Source organism: Shinella sp. HZN7 (genome assembly GCF_001652565.1).
Lineage (GTDB): Bacteria > Pseudomonadota > Alphaproteobacteria > Rhizobiales > Rhizobiaceae > Shinella > Shinella granuli.
This window is the reverse complement of record NZ_CP015736.1, coordinates 3,141,111-3,158,019: the sequence shown is the minus strand read 5'-3', so window position 1 is coordinate 3,158,019 and position 16,909 is coordinate 3,141,111. Positions and strand designations below refer to the sequence as shown.

14 protein-coding genes are annotated in these 16,909 nt (G+C 64.5%); 2 read left to right on the top strand and 12 right to left on the bottom strand.

Annotated features, from left to right (window positions below):
- The 9 genes from shn_RS15310 to shn_RS15270 all read right to left on the bottom strand — a co-directional run bounded on the left by shn_RS15310 (position 1) and on the right by shn_RS15270 (position 11,472).
- The gene (locus shn_RS15310; protein WP_064331164.1) at positions 1 to 1,029 is read right to left on the bottom strand and encodes an SPFH domain-containing protein; all 1,029 of its coding nucleotides are present in this window, start codon (positions 1,027 to 1,029) and stop codon (positions 1 to 3) included.
- 97 nt (positions 1,030 to 1,126) lie between these two features.
- Positions 1,127 to 2,158 (bottom strand): ferrochelatase, encoded by a 1,032-nt coding sequence (gene hemH / locus shn_RS15305; RefSeq protein ID WP_064332638.1) that lies wholly within the window; start codon positions 2,156 to 2,158, stop codon positions 1,127 to 1,129.
- A 195-nt stretch (positions 2,159 to 2,353) separates the two neighbouring features.
- The gene (locus shn_RS15300) at positions 2,354 to 4,306 is read right to left on the bottom strand and encodes a bifunctional metallophosphatase/5'-nucleotidase (protein WP_064331163.1); all 1,953 of its coding nucleotides are present in this window, start codon (positions 4,304 to 4,306) and stop codon (positions 2,354 to 2,356) included.
- Positions 4,307 to 4,510: 204 nt separating this feature from the next.
- Positions 4,511 to 4,882 carry an outer membrane lipoprotein Omp10 gene (gene omp10 / locus shn_RS15295; protein WP_064331162.1) on the bottom strand — a complete coding sequence of 124 codons (372 nt, stop codon included), beginning with the start codon at positions 4,880 to 4,882 and terminating at the stop codon, positions 4,511 to 4,513.
- A gap of 316 nt (positions 4,883 to 5,198) precedes the next feature.
- Positions 5,199 to 6,650 carry a homospermidine synthase gene (locus tag shn_RS15290; RefSeq protein ID WP_064331161.1) on the bottom strand — a complete coding sequence of 484 codons (1,452 nt, stop codon included), beginning with the start codon at positions 6,648 to 6,650 and terminating at the stop codon, positions 5,199 to 5,201.
- Between the two features lie 132 nt (positions 6,651 to 6,782).
- Complete coding sequence (locus shn_RS15285; protein WP_064331160.1) at positions 6,783 to 7,676, bottom strand: DUF3445 domain-containing protein; 894 nt, start codon at positions 7,674 to 7,676, stop codon at positions 6,783 to 6,785.
- Positions 7,673 to 8,461: an aminotransferase class IV family protein gene (locus shn_RS37060; protein ID WP_245337309.1), complete on the bottom strand. Its 789-nt coding sequence runs from the start codon at positions 8,459 to 8,461 to the stop codon at positions 7,673 to 7,675. Before shn_RS37060 ends, shn_RS15285 begins: the two co-directional genes overlap by 4 nt.
- Complete coding sequence (locus shn_RS15275) at positions 8,446 to 9,603, bottom strand: aminodeoxychorismate synthase component I (RefSeq protein ID WP_064331158.1); 1,158 nt, start codon at positions 9,601 to 9,603, stop codon at positions 8,446 to 8,448. The genes shn_RS37060 and shn_RS15275 overlap by 16 nt, the downstream gene beginning before the upstream one ends.
- Positions 9,604 to 9,624: 21 nt before the next feature.
- Positions 9,625 to 11,472 carry a M3 family oligoendopeptidase gene (locus tag shn_RS15270; protein WP_064331157.1) on the bottom strand — a complete coding sequence of 616 codons (1,848 nt, stop codon included), beginning with the start codon at positions 11,470 to 11,472 and terminating at the stop codon, positions 9,625 to 9,627.
- Positions 11,473 to 11,640: 168 nt separating this feature from the next.
- On the opposite strand from shn_RS15270, the gene shn_RS15265 reads away from it, so the two are divergent.
- Positions 11,641 to 13,173: a sigma-54 dependent transcriptional regulator gene (locus tag shn_RS15265; RefSeq protein ID WP_064331156.1), complete on the top strand. Its 1,533-nt coding sequence runs from the start codon at positions 11,641 to 11,643 to the stop codon at positions 13,171 to 13,173.
- Positions 13,174 to 13,348: 175 nt separating this feature from the next.
- Positions 13,349 to 15,136, top strand: a complete 1,788-nt coding sequence (locus shn_RS15260; protein WP_064331155.1) for a DUF882 domain-containing protein — start codon at positions 13,349 to 13,351, stop codon at positions 15,134 to 15,136.
- A 139-nt stretch (positions 15,137 to 15,275) separates the two neighbouring features.
- Here the strand turns inward: shn_RS15260 and shn_RS15255 are convergent, their stop codons facing one another.
- The 3 genes from shn_RS15255 to shn_RS15245 all read right to left on the bottom strand — a co-directional run bounded on the left by shn_RS15255 (position 15,276) and on the right by shn_RS15245 (position 16,742).
- A complete protein-coding gene (locus shn_RS15255; protein ID WP_064331154.1) occupies positions 15,276 to 15,539 on the bottom strand; it encodes a DUF2312 domain-containing protein in 264 nt (87 codons plus the stop codon).
- Positions 15,540 to 15,637: 98 nt separating this feature from the next.
- Positions 15,638 to 15,943 carry a DUF1244 domain-containing protein gene (locus shn_RS15250; protein ID WP_064331153.1) on the bottom strand — a complete coding sequence of 102 codons (306 nt, stop codon included), beginning with the start codon at positions 15,941 to 15,943 and terminating at the stop codon, positions 15,638 to 15,640.
- A gap of 10 nt (positions 15,944 to 15,953) precedes the next feature.
- Positions 15,954 to 16,742, bottom strand: a complete 789-nt coding sequence (locus shn_RS15245) for an N-formylglutamate amidohydrolase (protein ID WP_064331152.1) — start codon at positions 16,740 to 16,742, stop codon at positions 15,954 to 15,956.
- Positions 16,743 to 16,909 lie beyond the last annotated feature (167 nt).

Below are 16,909 nucleotides of genomic sequence, written 5' to 3'. Positions count from 1 at the left end.
TCAGCTTCCCTGCGACGTATCGAACGGGTTGCGGAAGGCGGACGTCGAGGCGGTGGTGGTCGGTGTCGACTGGCGCGTGCGCGGCGTGCCCGCGGTCTGCGAGGAGCCGCCGTCGCCAAAGACTTCCCTTGCGATGGCGCCGATGCCGCCCAGCGATCCGACGAGCGAGGAGGCCTCCATCGGCATCAGCACGATCTTCGAGTTCGGCGCCTTGCCGATGGCGGCCATGGCTTCGGTGTATTTCTGGGCGACGAAGTAGTTGATCGCCTGCACGTTGCCGGCGGCGATGGCTTCCGAGACCATTTTCGTCGCCTTGGCTTCGGCTTCCGCAAGGCGCTCGCGGGCTTCGGCGTCGCGGAAGGCGGCCTCGCGCTGACCTTCGGCCTCAAGGATCGCCGACTGCTTGGCGCCTTCGGCGCGCAGGATCTGTGCGTTGCGGGCACCCTCGGCTTCCAGCACCTGCGCGCGCTTTTCGCGCTCCGCCTTCATCTGCCGGCCCATTGAATCGACCAGGTCCTTCGGCGGGGCGATATCCTTGATCTCGACGCGGGTGATCTTGATGCCCCAGGGATTGGCCGCCTCGTCGACGACGCGCAGCAGCTTGTCGTTGATCACGTCGCGGTTGGACAGAAGCTCGTCCAGGTCCATCGAGCCCATGACCGAACGGATATTGGTCATGGTGAGATTGAGGATCGCGTTTTCCAGATGGGCGACCTGGTAGGCGGCCTGCGCCGCATTGAGGATCTGGTAGAAGGCGACGCCGTCTGCCGAAACGCTCGCATTGTCGCGGGTGATGACCTCCTGCGTGGGGATGTCGAGCACCTGTTCCATCACGTTCATCTTCGCGCCGATGCGGTCGATGAAGGGGATGATGAGGTTGAGGCCGGGCTCCAGCGTGCGCGTATAGCGGCCGAAGCGCTCCACCGTGTACTGATAGCCCTGCGGGATCGTCTTGATCCCGGCAAAGAGGATCAGGATGACCAGCACCACGAGGGCGATGACGACGATATCCAATCCGGCCAAATCCATAGTTCTTTTCTCCAACAGACAACGCGGCGCCGCGCCACTGTAAGGAATACGGGCCGCGACGCCAGTCTATTTGGACGAAGGCAAGATTTATCCGGGATCAGACCCAGCCGGAAAGCTCGCGCCGCACGACCTTTTCGAGAACCGCCATGCCTTCGGGCGAATCGTTGAGACAGGGAATGTGTGCGAACTTCTCGCCGCCATTGTGCAGGAAGCTTTCTGCGGCCTGTTCGGCGATCTCCTCCAGCGTCTCCAGGCAGTCGGAGACGAAGCCGGGATTGATGACGGCAATGCGCTTGATGCCCTCCTGCGCCAGCTTTTCCACGGTCTTGTCCGTATAGGGCTGGAGCCATTCCTCCGGTCCGAAGCGGGACTGGAAGGTGACGACAAGCTTTTCCTTCGACCAGCCGAGCCGTTCGCGCAGGAGTCGCGCGGTCTTCTGGCACTGGCAGTAATAGGGATCGCCCTTGTCGAAATAGCTCTTGGGAATGCCGTGGAAGGAGGTGAGCACCCGCTCCGGTTCCCAGTCGAGCGTCGCCAGGTGCTTTTCGATCGAGACGGCGAGCGCGTCGATATAGGCCGGATCATCGTGATAGGGCGGCACGGTGCGCAGGGCCGGCTGCCAGCGCATCTTCAGGAGCGCCTCGAAGGCCTTGTCGTTGACGGTCGCCGTCGTCGCCGCCGCATATTGCGGATAGAGCGGGAAGACGAGGATGCGTTCGCAACCGGCCTTCTGCAGGTATTCCATGCGCGAGGCGATGGAGGGCTGGCCGTAGCGCATCGCCCAGTCGACGACGACCTCGGAATAATCGGAGAGGGCCTTGGCCATCAGTTCGGCCTGGCTGCGCGTATAGGTGCGAAGGAAGCTCTCGTTCCTTTCCTTGTTCCAGATCGTCTCATAGGCCTTGCCGACCTTGCCGGGGCGCGTGTTGAGCACGATGCCGAAAAGGATGGGATACCAGGCGATCCTCGGCCATTCGATGACGCGCTTGTCGGTCAGGAATTCCTTCAGGTAGCGGCGCATCGAGGTGTAGTCGGTACCATCAGGCGTGCCGAGATTGACCAGCAGCACGCCGACCTTGCCGTGCTTGACGGATGGGTGGTCGGCAGGCTTGGCTGTGGTGTCCTGCATGGTGCGGTCCTCGGCGTGCGGGGTGTCGTTCATTGCTCTCGGGCTTTGTCTTCTTGCAAGTGCATATGCAAGACCGCGGCATGCGCGCCGGATTGCTCCTGCACGACGGATGCCCGGTCGGCTCAGAATCGTTCTAAAAAGAAATACCGGCCCGGGAAAGCCCGGGCCGGCAGAAATAGTGGAGACAAATTGTCCTTATTTGGTCGGGATGGACAGCTCCGTGCCGACATGCAGGGCGCGGGGCCGCGGATTGCCGTTGGCTTCCGCGATCCTGCGCCACAGCGTGCCGTCGCCATAGGCCGCCTTGGCGAGATCCCAAAGCGTATCGCCGCGGACGATGACATGCTTGCCGCCGGCCGCCACCGTTGCTGTTTCGGTGGTCGTGGTCGTGGCGGCGGCGCCCGATGCGGCCTCGCCGGAGGTTGCCGTGCCTTCCGCCGACTTGGCGGCCGTGTCCGTCGGGGTTGCCGTTTCGCTCGCGGCTGGCTCTGCCTCGGTGCCTGCCGCGGTCTCCGTGGTATCCGGGGTCTCGACGACCGTGGCATCGGCGACTTCCGTGATGCGGCCATCCGTATAGGGCTGGTAGGGGCGGTGCGCGGCAAGATAGTCGGCGACGACCAGTTCGAGGTTCGGGCCGAAATCGTAGGCGTTCATGCCGGCGGTGGCGAAGATGGAGTAACCGTCACCACCCGTCCGCATGTAGTTGTTCGAGGCGATGCCGTAGGTCCTGGCCGGGTCGAGCGGCACGAAGGCGTCGCCCTCCTTCACCTCGACGGAGACGACGCGGCTGCCGGCCGGCTTCGACTTGTCGAAGGAATATTTCATGCCGGAGACCTGGGGGAAGCGGCCGGCGCCTTCCTCGATCTGGCCGAGGCCGTTTTCGAGGGCGGCGAGGAGGTCCGAACCCTTGAGCTGGAAGGTGGCGACCGTGTTCTGGAAGGGCAGCACCGACAGCACCTCGCCCATGGAGACCGGGCCGCCGTCGATGGAAGCGCGCAGGCCCCCGCCATTGGTGATGGCGATCGTCATGCCCTGGCTCCTGGTGCGGTCGAGGATGGCGTCGGCCACCAGGTTGCCCATGGCGCATTCGGCGGCGCGGCATACCTCGCGCGAGCCGTCGATGGGCGCTGCGCTCTCGGCGACGATCTTGTTCTTCAGCTCCTCGATCGGGCCGCCAAGCTCCTTGATGCGGGCGAGCACGGCCTCGTCCGGCTTGACGGAGGAATCGATCAGGATCGGTTCGCCGGAGGATTCCTTCACGACGCCCGCATCGTCGAAGACGACCTTGAGATTGCCGAGATACTTGGAATAGGCCGCGGCCTGCACGACGGGCACCTTGTAGCCGCCGGGATTGTCGACCAGCGTCGGATAGGGGCCTTCCGCCTTGTCCGAGGTGTTGGAAAGGAAGGTGTTGGTGTGGCCGCCGACCACCACGTCCACGTCGGGGATCCTGGCGATGGCCGCCAGGTCGCGCGGATAGCCGACATGGGTCAGCGCGATGATCTTGTTGACGCCCTGCTTCTTCAGTTCGGCGATCGCCGCCGTGATATCGGCGACGTCGTCGCCGATCAGGACGTTCGGGCCGGGCGAGGAGAGTTCCGCGGTGTCGTTGGCGACGGCGCCGACGATGCCGATCCCCTGGCCGCCCTGGTTCAGCACGATGAAGGGCTTGATGCGGTCACCGATCTTCGAGCTGGCGCTGGCCGCGACATTCGCGGTGACGACCGGGAACGCGACCTTGTCGAGGAAGGTGGCGAGGCCGTCCTCGCTGTCGTCGAATTCATGGTTGCCGACGGTCATGGCGTCGAACTTCATGAGATTGAGAAACTCGGCCTCCACCGCGCCCTTGTAGGTGGTGTAGAAGAGCGAACCCTGGAAATTGTCGCCGGCGTTCAGCAGCAGCACGTTCTTGCCGGTCAGCGCCTCGCGCTGGGCGTCGATGGCGGTCTTCAGGCGCGCCACGCCGCCGAAGCATTCGCCCTTGCCTTCCTCTTCGTCCGAGCAGGTCGAATCGAACTTGTTGATCGCCTCGATGCGCGAATGCAGGTCATTGATATGCAGGATGTTCAGCTCGTAATCGGCGAGCGCCGAGCCGCTGGAGAGCGCGATGAGGGAGGCGGCCAGAAGGCCGGATCGGAAAAACGTCATGGTCCTCTTCTCCTTGTTTGCCCGCGAAGGCGCGGGAGGGGCGATCCGCTTCTCGATAAACCGGAAACATGACAGCCAGCCGGCGGATGTTTTCACCGGTCGCGGACGAGTTCAAGAGAAAAGAGGAGGGGCCACAGGCCACCCATGTTTATGAGCCGAAACGAAAAAAGGGCCTTGCGGCCCTTTCGTGACGATGTCGTTCGCTCAGGCGCGGCGGGCGAGCGAGAACTGCGCGCCTTCGGCCGTCGTGCAGTTGAGCTGGCTCTGGCTGACGAGCGCGCAATTGACCTTGGACTGGGTGTTGCGCACCAGCGAGGTCATGTTGATCTCGACCAGCGTCGGCGACGTGTTGATGTAGGTGCCCGAAGCGAGAAGCTGGTTCGTGTCGGTCGTGCGCGTCGTGAACGTGCCGCCCTGGAAGGTGGAGACGATGCCGTTCGGGTCCACCCAGGCGCCTTCCACTCCCTGCGCCACGGGGCGCTGGGTCACCGGCAGGTCGCGCGGCGCGCGCTCGGACTGGCAAGCGGCGAGTGCGACGGCGGCGGTCAGCAGGCTGAGGACTGTGATCGGCTTCATATGGGTCTCCCAGGGTCACGGCGGCGCGAACCACCCGTCCAATTCGGCAAACCATGCCGCGAAGAAACGTCGAAAGCAAGACGCGCCGCCGGGGCAGCGGGTATTATCCCATTGAAAGCGTTTCAGACACCGCTGGCAAGTCCGCCACACCCCTCCTTCGTCATGCTCGGCCTTGAGCCGAGCATCCGCCCGCTTGCGGACGCGGCTTTGGATCCTCGGCTCAAGGCCGAGGATGACGACAGCGGGTGGAACGAGGGTTGCAACAAAGACGCCCGCGGTCTGGTCGCGGGCGTCCTGTCATGGAATGAAAGCCGGTTCAGCGGACCAGGATGTTCCTGAACTGCCACGGATCCTTCGTGTCGAGATCTTCCGGGAAGAGACCCGGGCGGCCGTCGAGCGGGGTCCAGTCGGTATAGTGGCCTTCGACCGGGCCGAGATAGGGCGTCTGCACTTCCAGGCAGCGCTTGTAGTCGACCTCGTCGGCTTCCACGATGCCGGCCTTGGGGTTTTCCAGCGCCCAGACCATGCCGGCGAGCACGGCCGAGGTCACCTGCAGGCCGGTGGCGTTCTGGTAGGGGGCGAGGCGGCGGGTCTCTTCCAGCGACAGGCGCGAACCGTACCAGTAGGCGTTCTTGTCGTGGCCATAGAGCAGCACGCCGAGTTCGTCGACGCCGTCGACCAGTTCGTTCTCGTCGAGAACATGCAGCACCGGCTGCTGGTTGCCGCCGTTGCCGAACATCTCATGTAGCGAGATCACGGCGTCGTTGGCCGGGTGGTAGGCATAGTGGCAGGTCGGGCGGTAGGTGACGTGGCCGTCCTTGTCGCGCACCGTGAAGAAGTCGGCGATCGAGATCGACTCGTTGTGGGTGACGAGGAAGCCGTATTGCGGGCCGGGCGTCGGGCACCAGGAGCGCACGCGCGTGTTGGCGCCGGGCTGCTCCAGGTAGATCGCGGCCTTGCAGCCCTTCTTGTGCTTCTTGGCGTTCTTCGGCATCCAGTTCTCATGGGTGCCCCAGCCGAGTTCGGCCGGCTGCAGGCCTTCCGAGATGAAGCCTTCCACCGACCAGGTGTTCCAGAAGGTATTGAACGGCTTCGGGTTCCTGGTGCGCTGGGTATCGCGTTCGGCGATGTGCACGCCCTTGACGCCGACCTTCTTCATAAGCTTGGCCCAGCCTTCGCGGTCGTCCTGCGTCGGCTCCTCGAACTTCACGCCAAGGTCCTTGGCCAGGTTCACCAGCGCCTGCTTGACGAACCAGGAGACCATGCCCGGATTGGCGCCGCAGGTGGAGACCGCCGTCGTGCCGCCGGGGTGCTTTTCCTTCTCCTTGCGCAGCGTCTCGCGCAGCGCATAGTTGGTGCGGTCGGCGTTCTTCATGCCCTTGTCGAAGTAGAAGCCGAGCCAGGGTTCGACGACCGTGTCGATATAGAGCACGTCGAGCTTGCGGCAGAGCTTGATCAGGTCGACGGAGCCCGTGTCGACGGAGAGGTTGACGCAGAAACCCTGGCCACCGCCTTCCGTGAGAAGCGGCTTGAGGAGATCCTTGTAGTTCTCCTTGGTGACATGCGCCTTGACGTGGCGCACGCCGTGGCGGGCGTAGATCTCCGCGTCGGCGGCGTCTTCGCGCGGCTCGATGACGATCAGCCGGTTCCGGTCATACTTGAAGTGGCGCTCGATCAGCGGCAGCGTGCCGCGCCCGATGGAGCCGAAACCGATCATCACGATCGGGCCGGTGATCTCGCCATAAACCGGATAGGTGCTGTCTGCCATTTGGTTCTCCTGCGGCCGGCCGCTTTGCTGTAAAATCAGGGTCTCGACGGGCCCCATAGCATAATATGGCAGCGCTAGAGCACAGTTTTCTGTCACAATAAAGGGTGGCTGCGGTTTTCCGTCGTGATATTCTTAACCGGCCGCAACCGCCCGCAATTCCGCCACCAGCGCCGCCCTTTTCGTGGCAAGCCCCTTGTAGGTCGCCTGCGGCAGGTTCAGCGCCTCGAGCTGGTCGGCGAAGACGGTGGCGATCCTCCGCGCCTCGGGCAGCGTGCGCAGCGCGGCGAGCGGGTCGGTGTAGATGCGGATGGTGAAGAGGATGTCGCCGGAGACCGGCAGCTTGCGCAGGGTCTGGCGCTCGACGCGGGCGAAGGTGGTCTCGAGCGACAACGCGTGCCCTTCGGGCAGGGCGCCATGCGCCTTGGATGCCGGATAGTACAGGTCGGCGTCCGGGTTGATCGACCAGTTGAAGCGGAAGACCGGCTGCTCGACCTTGAGATTGTCGAACATGCGGTTGATCAGGAGGGCATTGCGCGTGCCCTCGCCGAAATCAGGCACGGGCGCGTGGATATCCTCCATCCGCCGGCCGAACTTTTCCGGCAGCGACCAGGAGGAGGGGAAGGCGACGTAACCGGCGACGAGCCGCCAGCCGCTGTCGTCGCGGCGCATCAGCACGAGGTCTTCCTGCACCAGCCCGCCGGCGGTGACGAGCGGGGCTTCGTCGGCAGCGAGATCGATGGTGCGGTCTTTGGTGGCGATCGCCGAGCCCGCGCGGCGATAGAGGGACGGATGCTGCGCCGTCACATGCTCGGCGAGGAGGTCGAGAACCTCCTGCTGCGCGGCGCGTGTTCCGGCCTCCTCCACGAAGACGGTGTCGCGATGTCCGGCGATCAGCCGGCCCTTTTCGAGAAGGTAGCGCTCCAGATCGCCGTCCGGCTCGATCCAGCGGGCGGGGTCGAGCGGGCCGAGGCCGATGGTGAAGAGACGGGCGGAGCCGTCGTAGGGCGTATGGACTGGCCGTTTCATGTCAGCGTGCCCCGGATCAGCCCGCGCAGCGAATTGCCGACGAAGATCGTGCCACGGGCAAGATCGTCCGGTCTTAATATCTGTTCGACGGCCTTGCCGCTCTCCAGCAATTCTTCCCGCAGCACGCCGGCCAGCAGGCCGCAGGCGAGTGGCGGCGTTTTCAGCACGCCGGTGCCGTCGTCGAGGAAGAGCGAGGTGATGGTGCCCTCGCAGAGCTCGCCGCGTTCGTTGAGGAGGATCACCTCATCCACCTCCGCTGCCGGGAATTCGGCACGGGCCGCGGCATAGGCGGCACGGCGGGAGGTCTTGTGGCGGAGCAGCGGATCGGCGGAGACGAGACGGGTGATGGCGATCTTCAGGTGCCATGTCGTGTCCGCCGGGAGGGGCGTGAAGGGGGCGGTCTGCACTTCGATCCGGCCGTCTGCGAAAAGTTCGAGGCGGATGCGGAGAGGCGAGGGGTGCCGTGCACCCCCCTCTGCCCTGCCGGGCATCTCCCCCTCAAGGGGGGAGATCGGCGAGGAGCCAGGGTTTCCTGTCCAAGCGGTCGGTGTCGCTGCCGCGCCGTCTGCCTGATGGAGTGGTGAGCGCCCTCCATCGATCTCCCCCCTTGAGGGGGAGATGCCCGGCAGGGCAGAGGGGGGGAGCGCAGCGAACAAAGCCTGCCGTGCCCCCTCGGCCCCCGATAATCCCAGTTCCGCTGCCGAGCGCGCCAGCCGCGCCAGATGCCGCTCCAGCCGCACGAAGCCGGCTTCCCAGCGCAGGGTCTCGATCAGCGAGATATCCATTGATCCCCCACCGCAAAGCGCGCCTTCAGCAGGCATTCCTCATATTCCGCCTCGGCGGTCGAATCGAAGACGATGCCGCCGCCGACATTGAAGACCGCTTCGCCGTCCTCGAAGATCGAGACGGTGCGGATCGCCACGTTGAAGCGCATGGTTCCGTCCGGTGCGATCATCCCGATCGCGCCGCAATAGGCGTCGCGCGGGCCGTCCTCCAGGTCGTGCAGAATCTTCATGGCGCTCATCTTCGGCGCGCCGGTGATCGAGCCGCAGGGGAAGAGGGCGGCGAAGATGTCGCGGATCGAGATCCCCGGCAGGAGTTTGGCCCGCACATGGCTCACCATCTGGTGCACGGTGGGATAGGTCTCGACGGCGAAGAGTTTCGGCACGTGAAGCGTGCCGACCTCGGTGATGCGCGAGATGTCGTTGCGCAGCAGATCGACGATCATGCGGTTTTCCGCCTGCGACTTCGGATCGGCCTGCATGGCGGCGATGATCTCGGCATCTTCCGCTACGCTCGTTCCGCGCGGCGCGGTGCCTTTCATCGGATGCGTCTCGATCCAGCTGTCCTTGTCGACGTCGAAGAAGAGTTCCGGCGAGCGCGAAAGCAGCAACGGCCCGTCGAGCGAGACGAAGGCGCCGTAGCGCACGGGCTGGCGTTCGATCAGCGACCAGAAGGCGGCGAGCGGGTCGCCGGTCCAGCGGGCGCGGATCGGCATGGTGAGGTTGGCCTGGTAGCAGTCGCCCTGCCGCAGATGCTGGTGCAGGCGGTCGAAGCGGCTGCGGTAGGTCTCGAAATCCCAGCCGGCTTTCGGCTCGGTGAGGAAGGGCTCGTTTTCGGTGCGCTGGCGGGGGGTTGCCAGCGGGTGGTCGTCCGCCGGCTTTTCGAAGATGCCGAAACTCATCAGCGGCGTCGGGCGGTTCTCCACCGCGAAGGGGGCCAGCTTTTCCTCGAAGAGATGGCCGGCCTCGTAGCTCATGAAGCCGGCGATCCAGTGGCCCTTGTCATGCGCCGCCTGCAAGGCCGCGAAGGCGGGCTCGAAGTCGGCGCGCTCGCGCACGGTGACGACGGCGAGCGGATCGGCGAAAACCACCGTCCGGTCCTCACGGTCGTCCCTGAGGAGCACAAAGCGTTCGCGGTCGGTCATGCGCGGCTTCTTCTTTCGAGGTCAGGCCCTATCAAGCGCTTCCAGTTCGTCGATCAGCCCCTCGATCATCGACAGTCCCTTGCTCCAGAACGACGGATCGCTCGCATCGAGGCCGAACGGCTTCAGCAGCTCGGTGTGATGCTTGGTGCCGCCGGCCTTGAGCAGGTCGAAATATTTTGCTTGGAAACCCGCTTCCGCCTGCTGGTAGACGGCATAGAGCGAGTTCACCAGGCAATCGCCGAAGGCATAGGCATAGACGTAGAAGGGCGAGTGGATGAAGTGGGGGATATAGGCCCAGTAGGTCTCGTAACCCTCGGAAATCCTGATCGCCGGGCCGAGGCTTTCCTCCTGCACGGAGAGCCAGAGTTCGCCGATCCGGTCGGCGGTCAGTTCGCCTTCCTTGCGGGCGGTGTGCACCTTGCGCTCGAATTCGTAGAAGGCGATCTGGCGCACGACCGTGTTGATCATGTCCTCGACCTTCTGGGCGAGCATGGCCTTGCGCTCGCGCTTGTCCCTGGTCTTGTCGAGGAGGCTCCGGAAGGTCAGCATCTCGCCGAAGACGGAGGCGGTTTCGGCCAGCGTCAGCGGCGTCGAGGCCATCAGCGCGCCCTGGCCGCCGGCGAGAACCTGGTGCACGCCATGGCCGAGTTCATGGGCGAGCGTCATCACGTCGCGCGGCTTGCCCATATAGTTGACGAGCACATAGGGGTGCGCGGAGGGCACCGTCGGATGGGCAAAGGCGCCCGGGGCCTTGCCGGGACGCACCGGCGCGTCGATCCAGCCCTTGTCGAAGAATTTCTGGGCGATATCGGCCATTTCAGGCGCGAAGGCGCTGTAGGCGGAGAGCACGGTGTCGCGTGCCTCGTTCCAGGGGATCACCGCGTCGGGTGTCTCGGGAAGGGGCGCGTTGCGATCCCAATAGTCCATCTGCTCCATTCCGAGCCACTTCGCCTTCATCGCATAGTAGCGGTGTGAGAGGCGTGGATAGGCTTCGCGTACGGCCGCAGCGAGGGCGGCGACGACTTCCGGCTCGACGCGGTTGGCAAGATGCCGGCTGTCGGCGATGTCGGAAAAGCCGCGCCAGCGGTCGGAGATTTCCTTGTCCTTGGCGAGCGTGTTGGTGATCAGCGTGAAGGTGCGGATGTTGTCCTTGAAGGTTTTCGCCAGCGCTTGCGCCGCCTCGCGGCGGTCGTCCGGGTTCGGCGACTGGAGCTGGTTGAGGGCGATTTCCAGCGGCACCTCCTCGCCGTCGATCGTGTAGCGCAGCGAGGCCATGGTCTCGTCGAAGAGCCGGTTCCAGGCCGCCGCACCGGTCATCGATTTTTCGAGGAAGAGCTGTTCCGTCTTGTCGTCGAGCTGGTAGGGCTTGTCCTTGCGCAGGTCCTCGATCCAGGGGCGGTAGTGCGCCGCAAGGGCGTCATTTGCCAGCGCTGCCTCGATGCGCTCGTCCGCTATCCTGTTGAGTTCAAGCGAGAAAAACAAAAGATGAGCGCCGAGATCGGTCAGCTTCGACTGAATGTCACCGTAGAATTTGCCGTTCGCCGGATCGGTCGTGTTGGTGAAATAGGTAAGGCCTGCAAAGGAGATGAGGCGGCCCATCACGTCTTCCAGCGCTTCGAACTCGCTGACGGCCGCGCCGATACCCTCGTCGCCCGTCTTTTCCGTCGCGGCGTCCAGCCTGCCCTTCCATTTCGCCTCGAAGGCGAGCGCATCGGCCTCGGCCTTCTTCATGTCGCCCTCAAATTCCGGGGACGCCTGCGAGGGATAGAGATCGGCAAGGTTCCAGCCGGGAAGATCGCCCAGTTCAGCGGCTGCGGCGGCGTCGGCCGGCGCGAAGGCGATGCGGGGGGATCGGGAAAATCGGGTCATCGTCTGTCTCTCTTCCAGGATGGGCGGATCGGCCCCTTGCTTGCGTCGGCAATGGTTAAAATGCAAGCCTTTCTCAAAACGGCATGTTCAACCCTTTCTGCCATGGTCCGCTGGTGTCTAGTTCCCTTGGGGCGTGCATGACGCACGCCTTTAGGCAAGGAGGTTCCAGTGACGGCCCATATTCTTGTCATCGACGATGATCCTGTCCAGCGCAGGCTGTTGAAGAACATGATCGAGCGCTCCGGCCATGTCGCCCATATGGCGGAAAACGGCCGTGCGGGCCTCGATCTGCTCGATCGCAAGGGCGGTCTCATCAATGTGATCCTGCTCGACCTGATGATGCCGGAAATGAACGGTTCGGCCTTTCTGGAAGCGCTGGCCGAACGGGAGAACACCATTCCGGTCATCGTGCAGACGGGGCAGGGCGGCATCGAGACGGTCGTGATGGCGATGCGCGCCGGCGCCTTCGATTTCGTGGTGAAGCCGGTCTCGCCGGAGCGGCTGAACGTCGCCGTCGGCAATGCGCTGAAGATGGACCAGCGCGAAGGCCGCGGCCGCGGCGGGCGCCGCCACCGCAGCGAGACGGTGCATTTCGACGATATCGTTTCGGCCAGCCCCGAAATGCTGCGCGTCATCGAACTCGGCCGCCGTGCTGCCCAATCGAACATTCCGGTCGTGCTGGAAGGCGAATCGGGCGTCGGCAAGGAAATGGTGGCCCGCGCCATCCAGGCGGCGAGCGACCGGGCGCACAAGCCGTTCGTCACCGTCAATTGCGGCGCGATCCCGCACAATCTCGTCGAAAGCATCCTGTTCGGCCACGAGAAGGGCGCCTTCACCGGCGCGACGGAGCGCCATACCGGAAAGTTCATGGAGGCCGACGGCGGCACGCTGTTCCTCGACGAGATCGGCGACCTGCCGCTCGACGTGCAGGTGAAGCTGCTGCGCGCGGTGCAGCAGGGCGAGATCGAGACGATCGGCGCCCGTTTCCCGCAGAAGGTCAATGTCCGCCTCATCTCGGCGACCAACCGCGACCTCATCAACGAGGTGCGCGAGGGCCGCTTCCGCGAGGACCTCTACTATCGCCTCAACGTCTTCCCGGTGACGATCCCGGCGCTGCGCAAGCGCAAGGAGGACATTCCGGTCCTGGTCCGCGCCTTCGTGCAGCGCTTTGCCGGCGAGCAGAAGCTGGCCCGTCCGCTCGGCGTTTCCGCCGCCGCAATGGCGCTGCTGACGGCCTATGACTGGCCCGGCAATATCCGCCAGCTCGAAAACGCCATCTTCCGTGCCGTCGTGCTCTCGGAGGGCGCGGAGCTCACCGCTGCCGACTTCCCGCAGATCGCCGCACAGGTGCCGGGCTACGGTCTTGCCGAGGACGGTGCCGTCACCTGGGAATCGGCAAGCCAGCGCACGCCCGAGCCGGCCGCCGAAACGCGCCTTCCCAGCGTCTATCCGGACTTCCGCCCGAACGAATCGCCAAGCGCCGAAACCGGCCCGGAAAACGCGATCGCCAGCGTCGATAAGGGCGGCCACGTGCGCAAGCTGGCCGATGTGGAGGAGGAACTGATCCGCTTTGCCCTGAAGTTTTATCATGGCCAGATGAGCCAGGTTGCCCGCAAATTGGGCATCGGCCGCTCGACTCTCTATCGCAAACTGAAGGATTATGGCATCGATCCGGACGATCCGTTGAAAGAAGCTGCGTAAAAACCCTTGGAATCCCGGCCACTTGCGATTTCTCGATTGCCGTTTATTCCCTGTTAGTGGATTGTTCACTATAACGGGTGCGCGACGACGAGTGTGGCGTATTTGCCATGCTCTCACCGCAATTGGCAGTCATCTGGGATAACGGACGTTCGTTGTCCTTCGGACGGGGAAAGAGTTGGCAAATTTGTTCGCATCGATGAAGCGCCCCGGGGCATCCCTGGGCAGCCTCTGCAAGACAGTGTTGCAAAAGCTGCCTAAGGCTTTGTCCACAGCTGTGCTGTCTGCTGCCCTCATCCTGCCCACGGCCATTCCCGCCACGGTCCAGGCCGAAAGCGGCAGCCGGACGCTGAAGCTCTATTTCATCCACACCAAGGAAAAGGCCGAGATCACCTTCAAGCGCAACGGGCGCTATGATGCGCGCGGCCTGAAGCAGATCAACCAGTTCCTGCGCGACTGGCGCCGCAACGAGCCGACCAAGATGGATCCGCGGCTCCTCGACCTCGTCTGGGAAGTCTACCAGAAGGTCGGCGCGACCGGTTACATCAACGTCGTCTCGGCTTATCGCTCGCCGGCGACCAACGGCATGCTGCGCTCGCGCTCCAAGGGTGTCGCCAAGAAGAGCCAGCACATGCTCGGCAAGGCGATGGACTTCTACATTCCGGGCGTCAAGCTCGCGACGCTGCGCGCCACAGCCATGAAATTCCAGGTCGGCGGCGTCGGCTATTATCCGACCTCCGGCTCTCCCTTCGTACATCTCGACGTCGGCAGCGTGCGCGCCTGGCCGCGCATGAGCCGCCAGGAGCTGGTCAGCCTCTTCCCGGACGGCAAGACCATGCACGTTCCGACCGACGGCAAGCCGCTGCCGGGCTACCAGCAGGCGGTTGCCGACTACAAGCGCCGCGTCGGCGCGGACACGATCCAGGTGGCCGGTGGCGGCTCCACCCCGGCGGCGTCCAAGCGCAAGGGCGGCTTCCTCGCTGCCCTCTTCGGTGGCGGCGGCGATGAGGATGAAGAACCCGAAATGATCGCCAGCAGCGCTACCATTGCCGACAACTTCGACGAAGGCGGCGCGGGCGCGAAGAGGAAGGTCGTCGAGGAGAAGAAGCCGGTCGTGACGGAAGTCGAGACGGAGCTTGCCTTCACCGCGCCGGTGCCGGGCAGCCGCCCTGCCTTCAAGGCCGCCGAGACGGCGAACGAGCTTGCCCTTGTCGCCCCGACGACGAGCACCGCCGTTGCGGCCCTCGAAGCGGCGACGACCGAAGAGCAAAAGCCTGAATTCGAGGACCTTGCGGCCTACAAGATCCCGCTTCCGGTCCTGCTCGGTGCGCGCACCGAACCGGGCGATGCCGAGCCGGCCGCGATCATGACCGCGGAAGCGGCCGTCGAGGATGCGGAAGAACTGGCCATGGTGCCGGTGCCGGGCCTGCGTCCCGAGGTTTCGCTCGACCAGTCGCAGACCGCGCTGATGGCCGCCGCGGAAGCCGATGTCGCCCTGCCCATTGCTGCCGATCGCTCCGGCCTTGCCGCGCTTGCCGATCCGACGGCGGATGGCACTGCGGGCGGCCCGGTCGAAATGGCGGCGCTCGTCTCCACCAATGCCCGCGGCACGCGTTCGCTGGCAGGGCTCGATGCCTTCGACGGCAAGCCGGCGGAAGAAACGATGTCCAAGGGCGGCCGCCCGAAGAAGAAGGATGCCGATGCGGCGAGCCGCGGTGCCATCCGCACCGAGCCGAAGCTGACGCAGAAGATCATCTCGCAATGGGCGCTGACCCAGGGCCGCGTCGCGACGTTCTCCAAGCCCGTCAAGGCGCCGCGCTTCGTCAGCCGCACGCTGCGCGCCGCGCCGACAACCGTCTACATGGCCGGCTTCCAGCCGGAGGAGAAATCCATCGACGCCGGCCGTTTCAGCGGAACTGCTGTGAACTTCATGGAAGTGCGCAAGTTCCAGAGCGCCGAGAACTGAGATTTGGGTTCATTCCCAACAAAAGACCCGCCGGAGTGATCCGGCGGGTTTTTTATTGATCGGCCTTGCTCGCCGACTCCCGTCATCCTCTGGCTCGACCCGAGCATGACGGGAAATTCCCAGGATGCTTGACGGCGTATCACGCGTCCGGCGGCAGCTCGACCATGCCGAGGGCCTGGAGATAGGTGTCGAGGATGGCTTCCTGCTCCATGCGCTCGTCCTTGTCCTGCTTGCGGATCTGGATGACCTTGCGCAGGATCTTGGTGTCGAAGCCGACGCCCTTGGCCTCGCCATAGACGTCCTTGATGTCGTCGGCGATGGTTTTCTTTTCTTCCTCGAGGCGCTCGATCCGCTCGATGAACGCGCGAAGCTGGTCGCGGGCGACGCCGTGGGCATCCGACATGGTCTTCTCCTTGGATGGGATAAAATTCGAAGGCCGTGACTTGCCGCGAACTTCCGGCAAGATCAAGGCCTGCTCCCCGATTTTCACGGGGGTAAGGCTCATTCCTTCGGGCGGTTCACCTCGAAGGCGGCCTTCTGCGCCTCGCTCGCCTCGCGCTGGTGGCGCGCACGCCATTCCTCATAGGGCATGCCATAGACGATCTCGCGCGAGGCCTCCTTGTCGAGCGGCACGCCTGCTTCGTTCGCCGCCTCGCGGTACCAGTTCGACAGGCAGTTGCGGCAGAAGCCGGCAAGGTTCATCAGGTCGATGTTCTGCACATCGCTGCGCTCGGCGAGGTGCCTGAGGAGGCGCCGGAAGGCGGCGGCCTCGAATTCGGTCTGCTGTTCCTTGCTCAGGTCGGTCATCGTCTTGGCCTCAATAGGGTCCCGTGCGGGAGGGAAATACGGTATAGGTGTGCAGCGTCTCGTCCGCATTCAACCGGGCGAAGACCGGCGCGAGCCGCTCCACCCAGCGGGCGATACCGGCGGGTTCGGCGATCTCGTCCTGGCGGATTTCGATGAGGGCATGCGGGATGCCGGGCCGCATGCAATGGCGGAACATCGTGTCACCGCGCAGCGCCCCGTCATAGGGTTCGTTGTCGCCCACCACGACGTCGCCTTGCGCCTCGAGCCCGGCCAGCAGCGGCCGGACGGCGCGCGGGTCGCTGTCCCACAGCACGGTCACCTGCCAGGGCCGGGCAACCCCCTTCCAGGCCGGCGTGAAGGAATGCATGGAGAGGACGAGCGGCGCCCTGCCGGTCTTTTCCGCGACGGCCTTTATCGTCCGGGACACGGCATCGTGGTAGGGGCGATGGAAGGTTTCCAGCCGGTATTGCCATTCTTCTGATGTGATTGGGTGATTGCCTGGAATGATCGCGCCGTCGGAAATGCGCATTACCAGCGTCGGATCGTCCTCGCCGCGGTTGGGGTCGATCAGGAGGCGGGAAAAGCGGCTCATGACGACAGGCGCGTTCAGCCGGGCATTCAGGCCGCGCACCACGCCCTCGACGCCGATATCGTAGGCGATGTGGCGCTCGAAGGCGCTGTCCGGCAGGCCGAGGCGACCGTAGCGTTCGGGAAGACGGTTGGTGGCGTGGTCCGCCAGGATGACGAGCCCGAGGCCGAGGTCGCCGTCGATGATTTCGAAGGGGGAGTGATCCTGCATGCCTTTTGCCGAATGTGCATCGCTCATGCCGACTGATCGCATGGGGCAATGGGAGCCGCAAGCGCAGTGCCTCGCCTTTCGGGAAAGAATCCTTCTCTCGTCGTGAAATTGTAATCGATTAGTGTTGCGTTGACATTCATGCCCCGCCGTCGCAAGAAAGCGCGAGA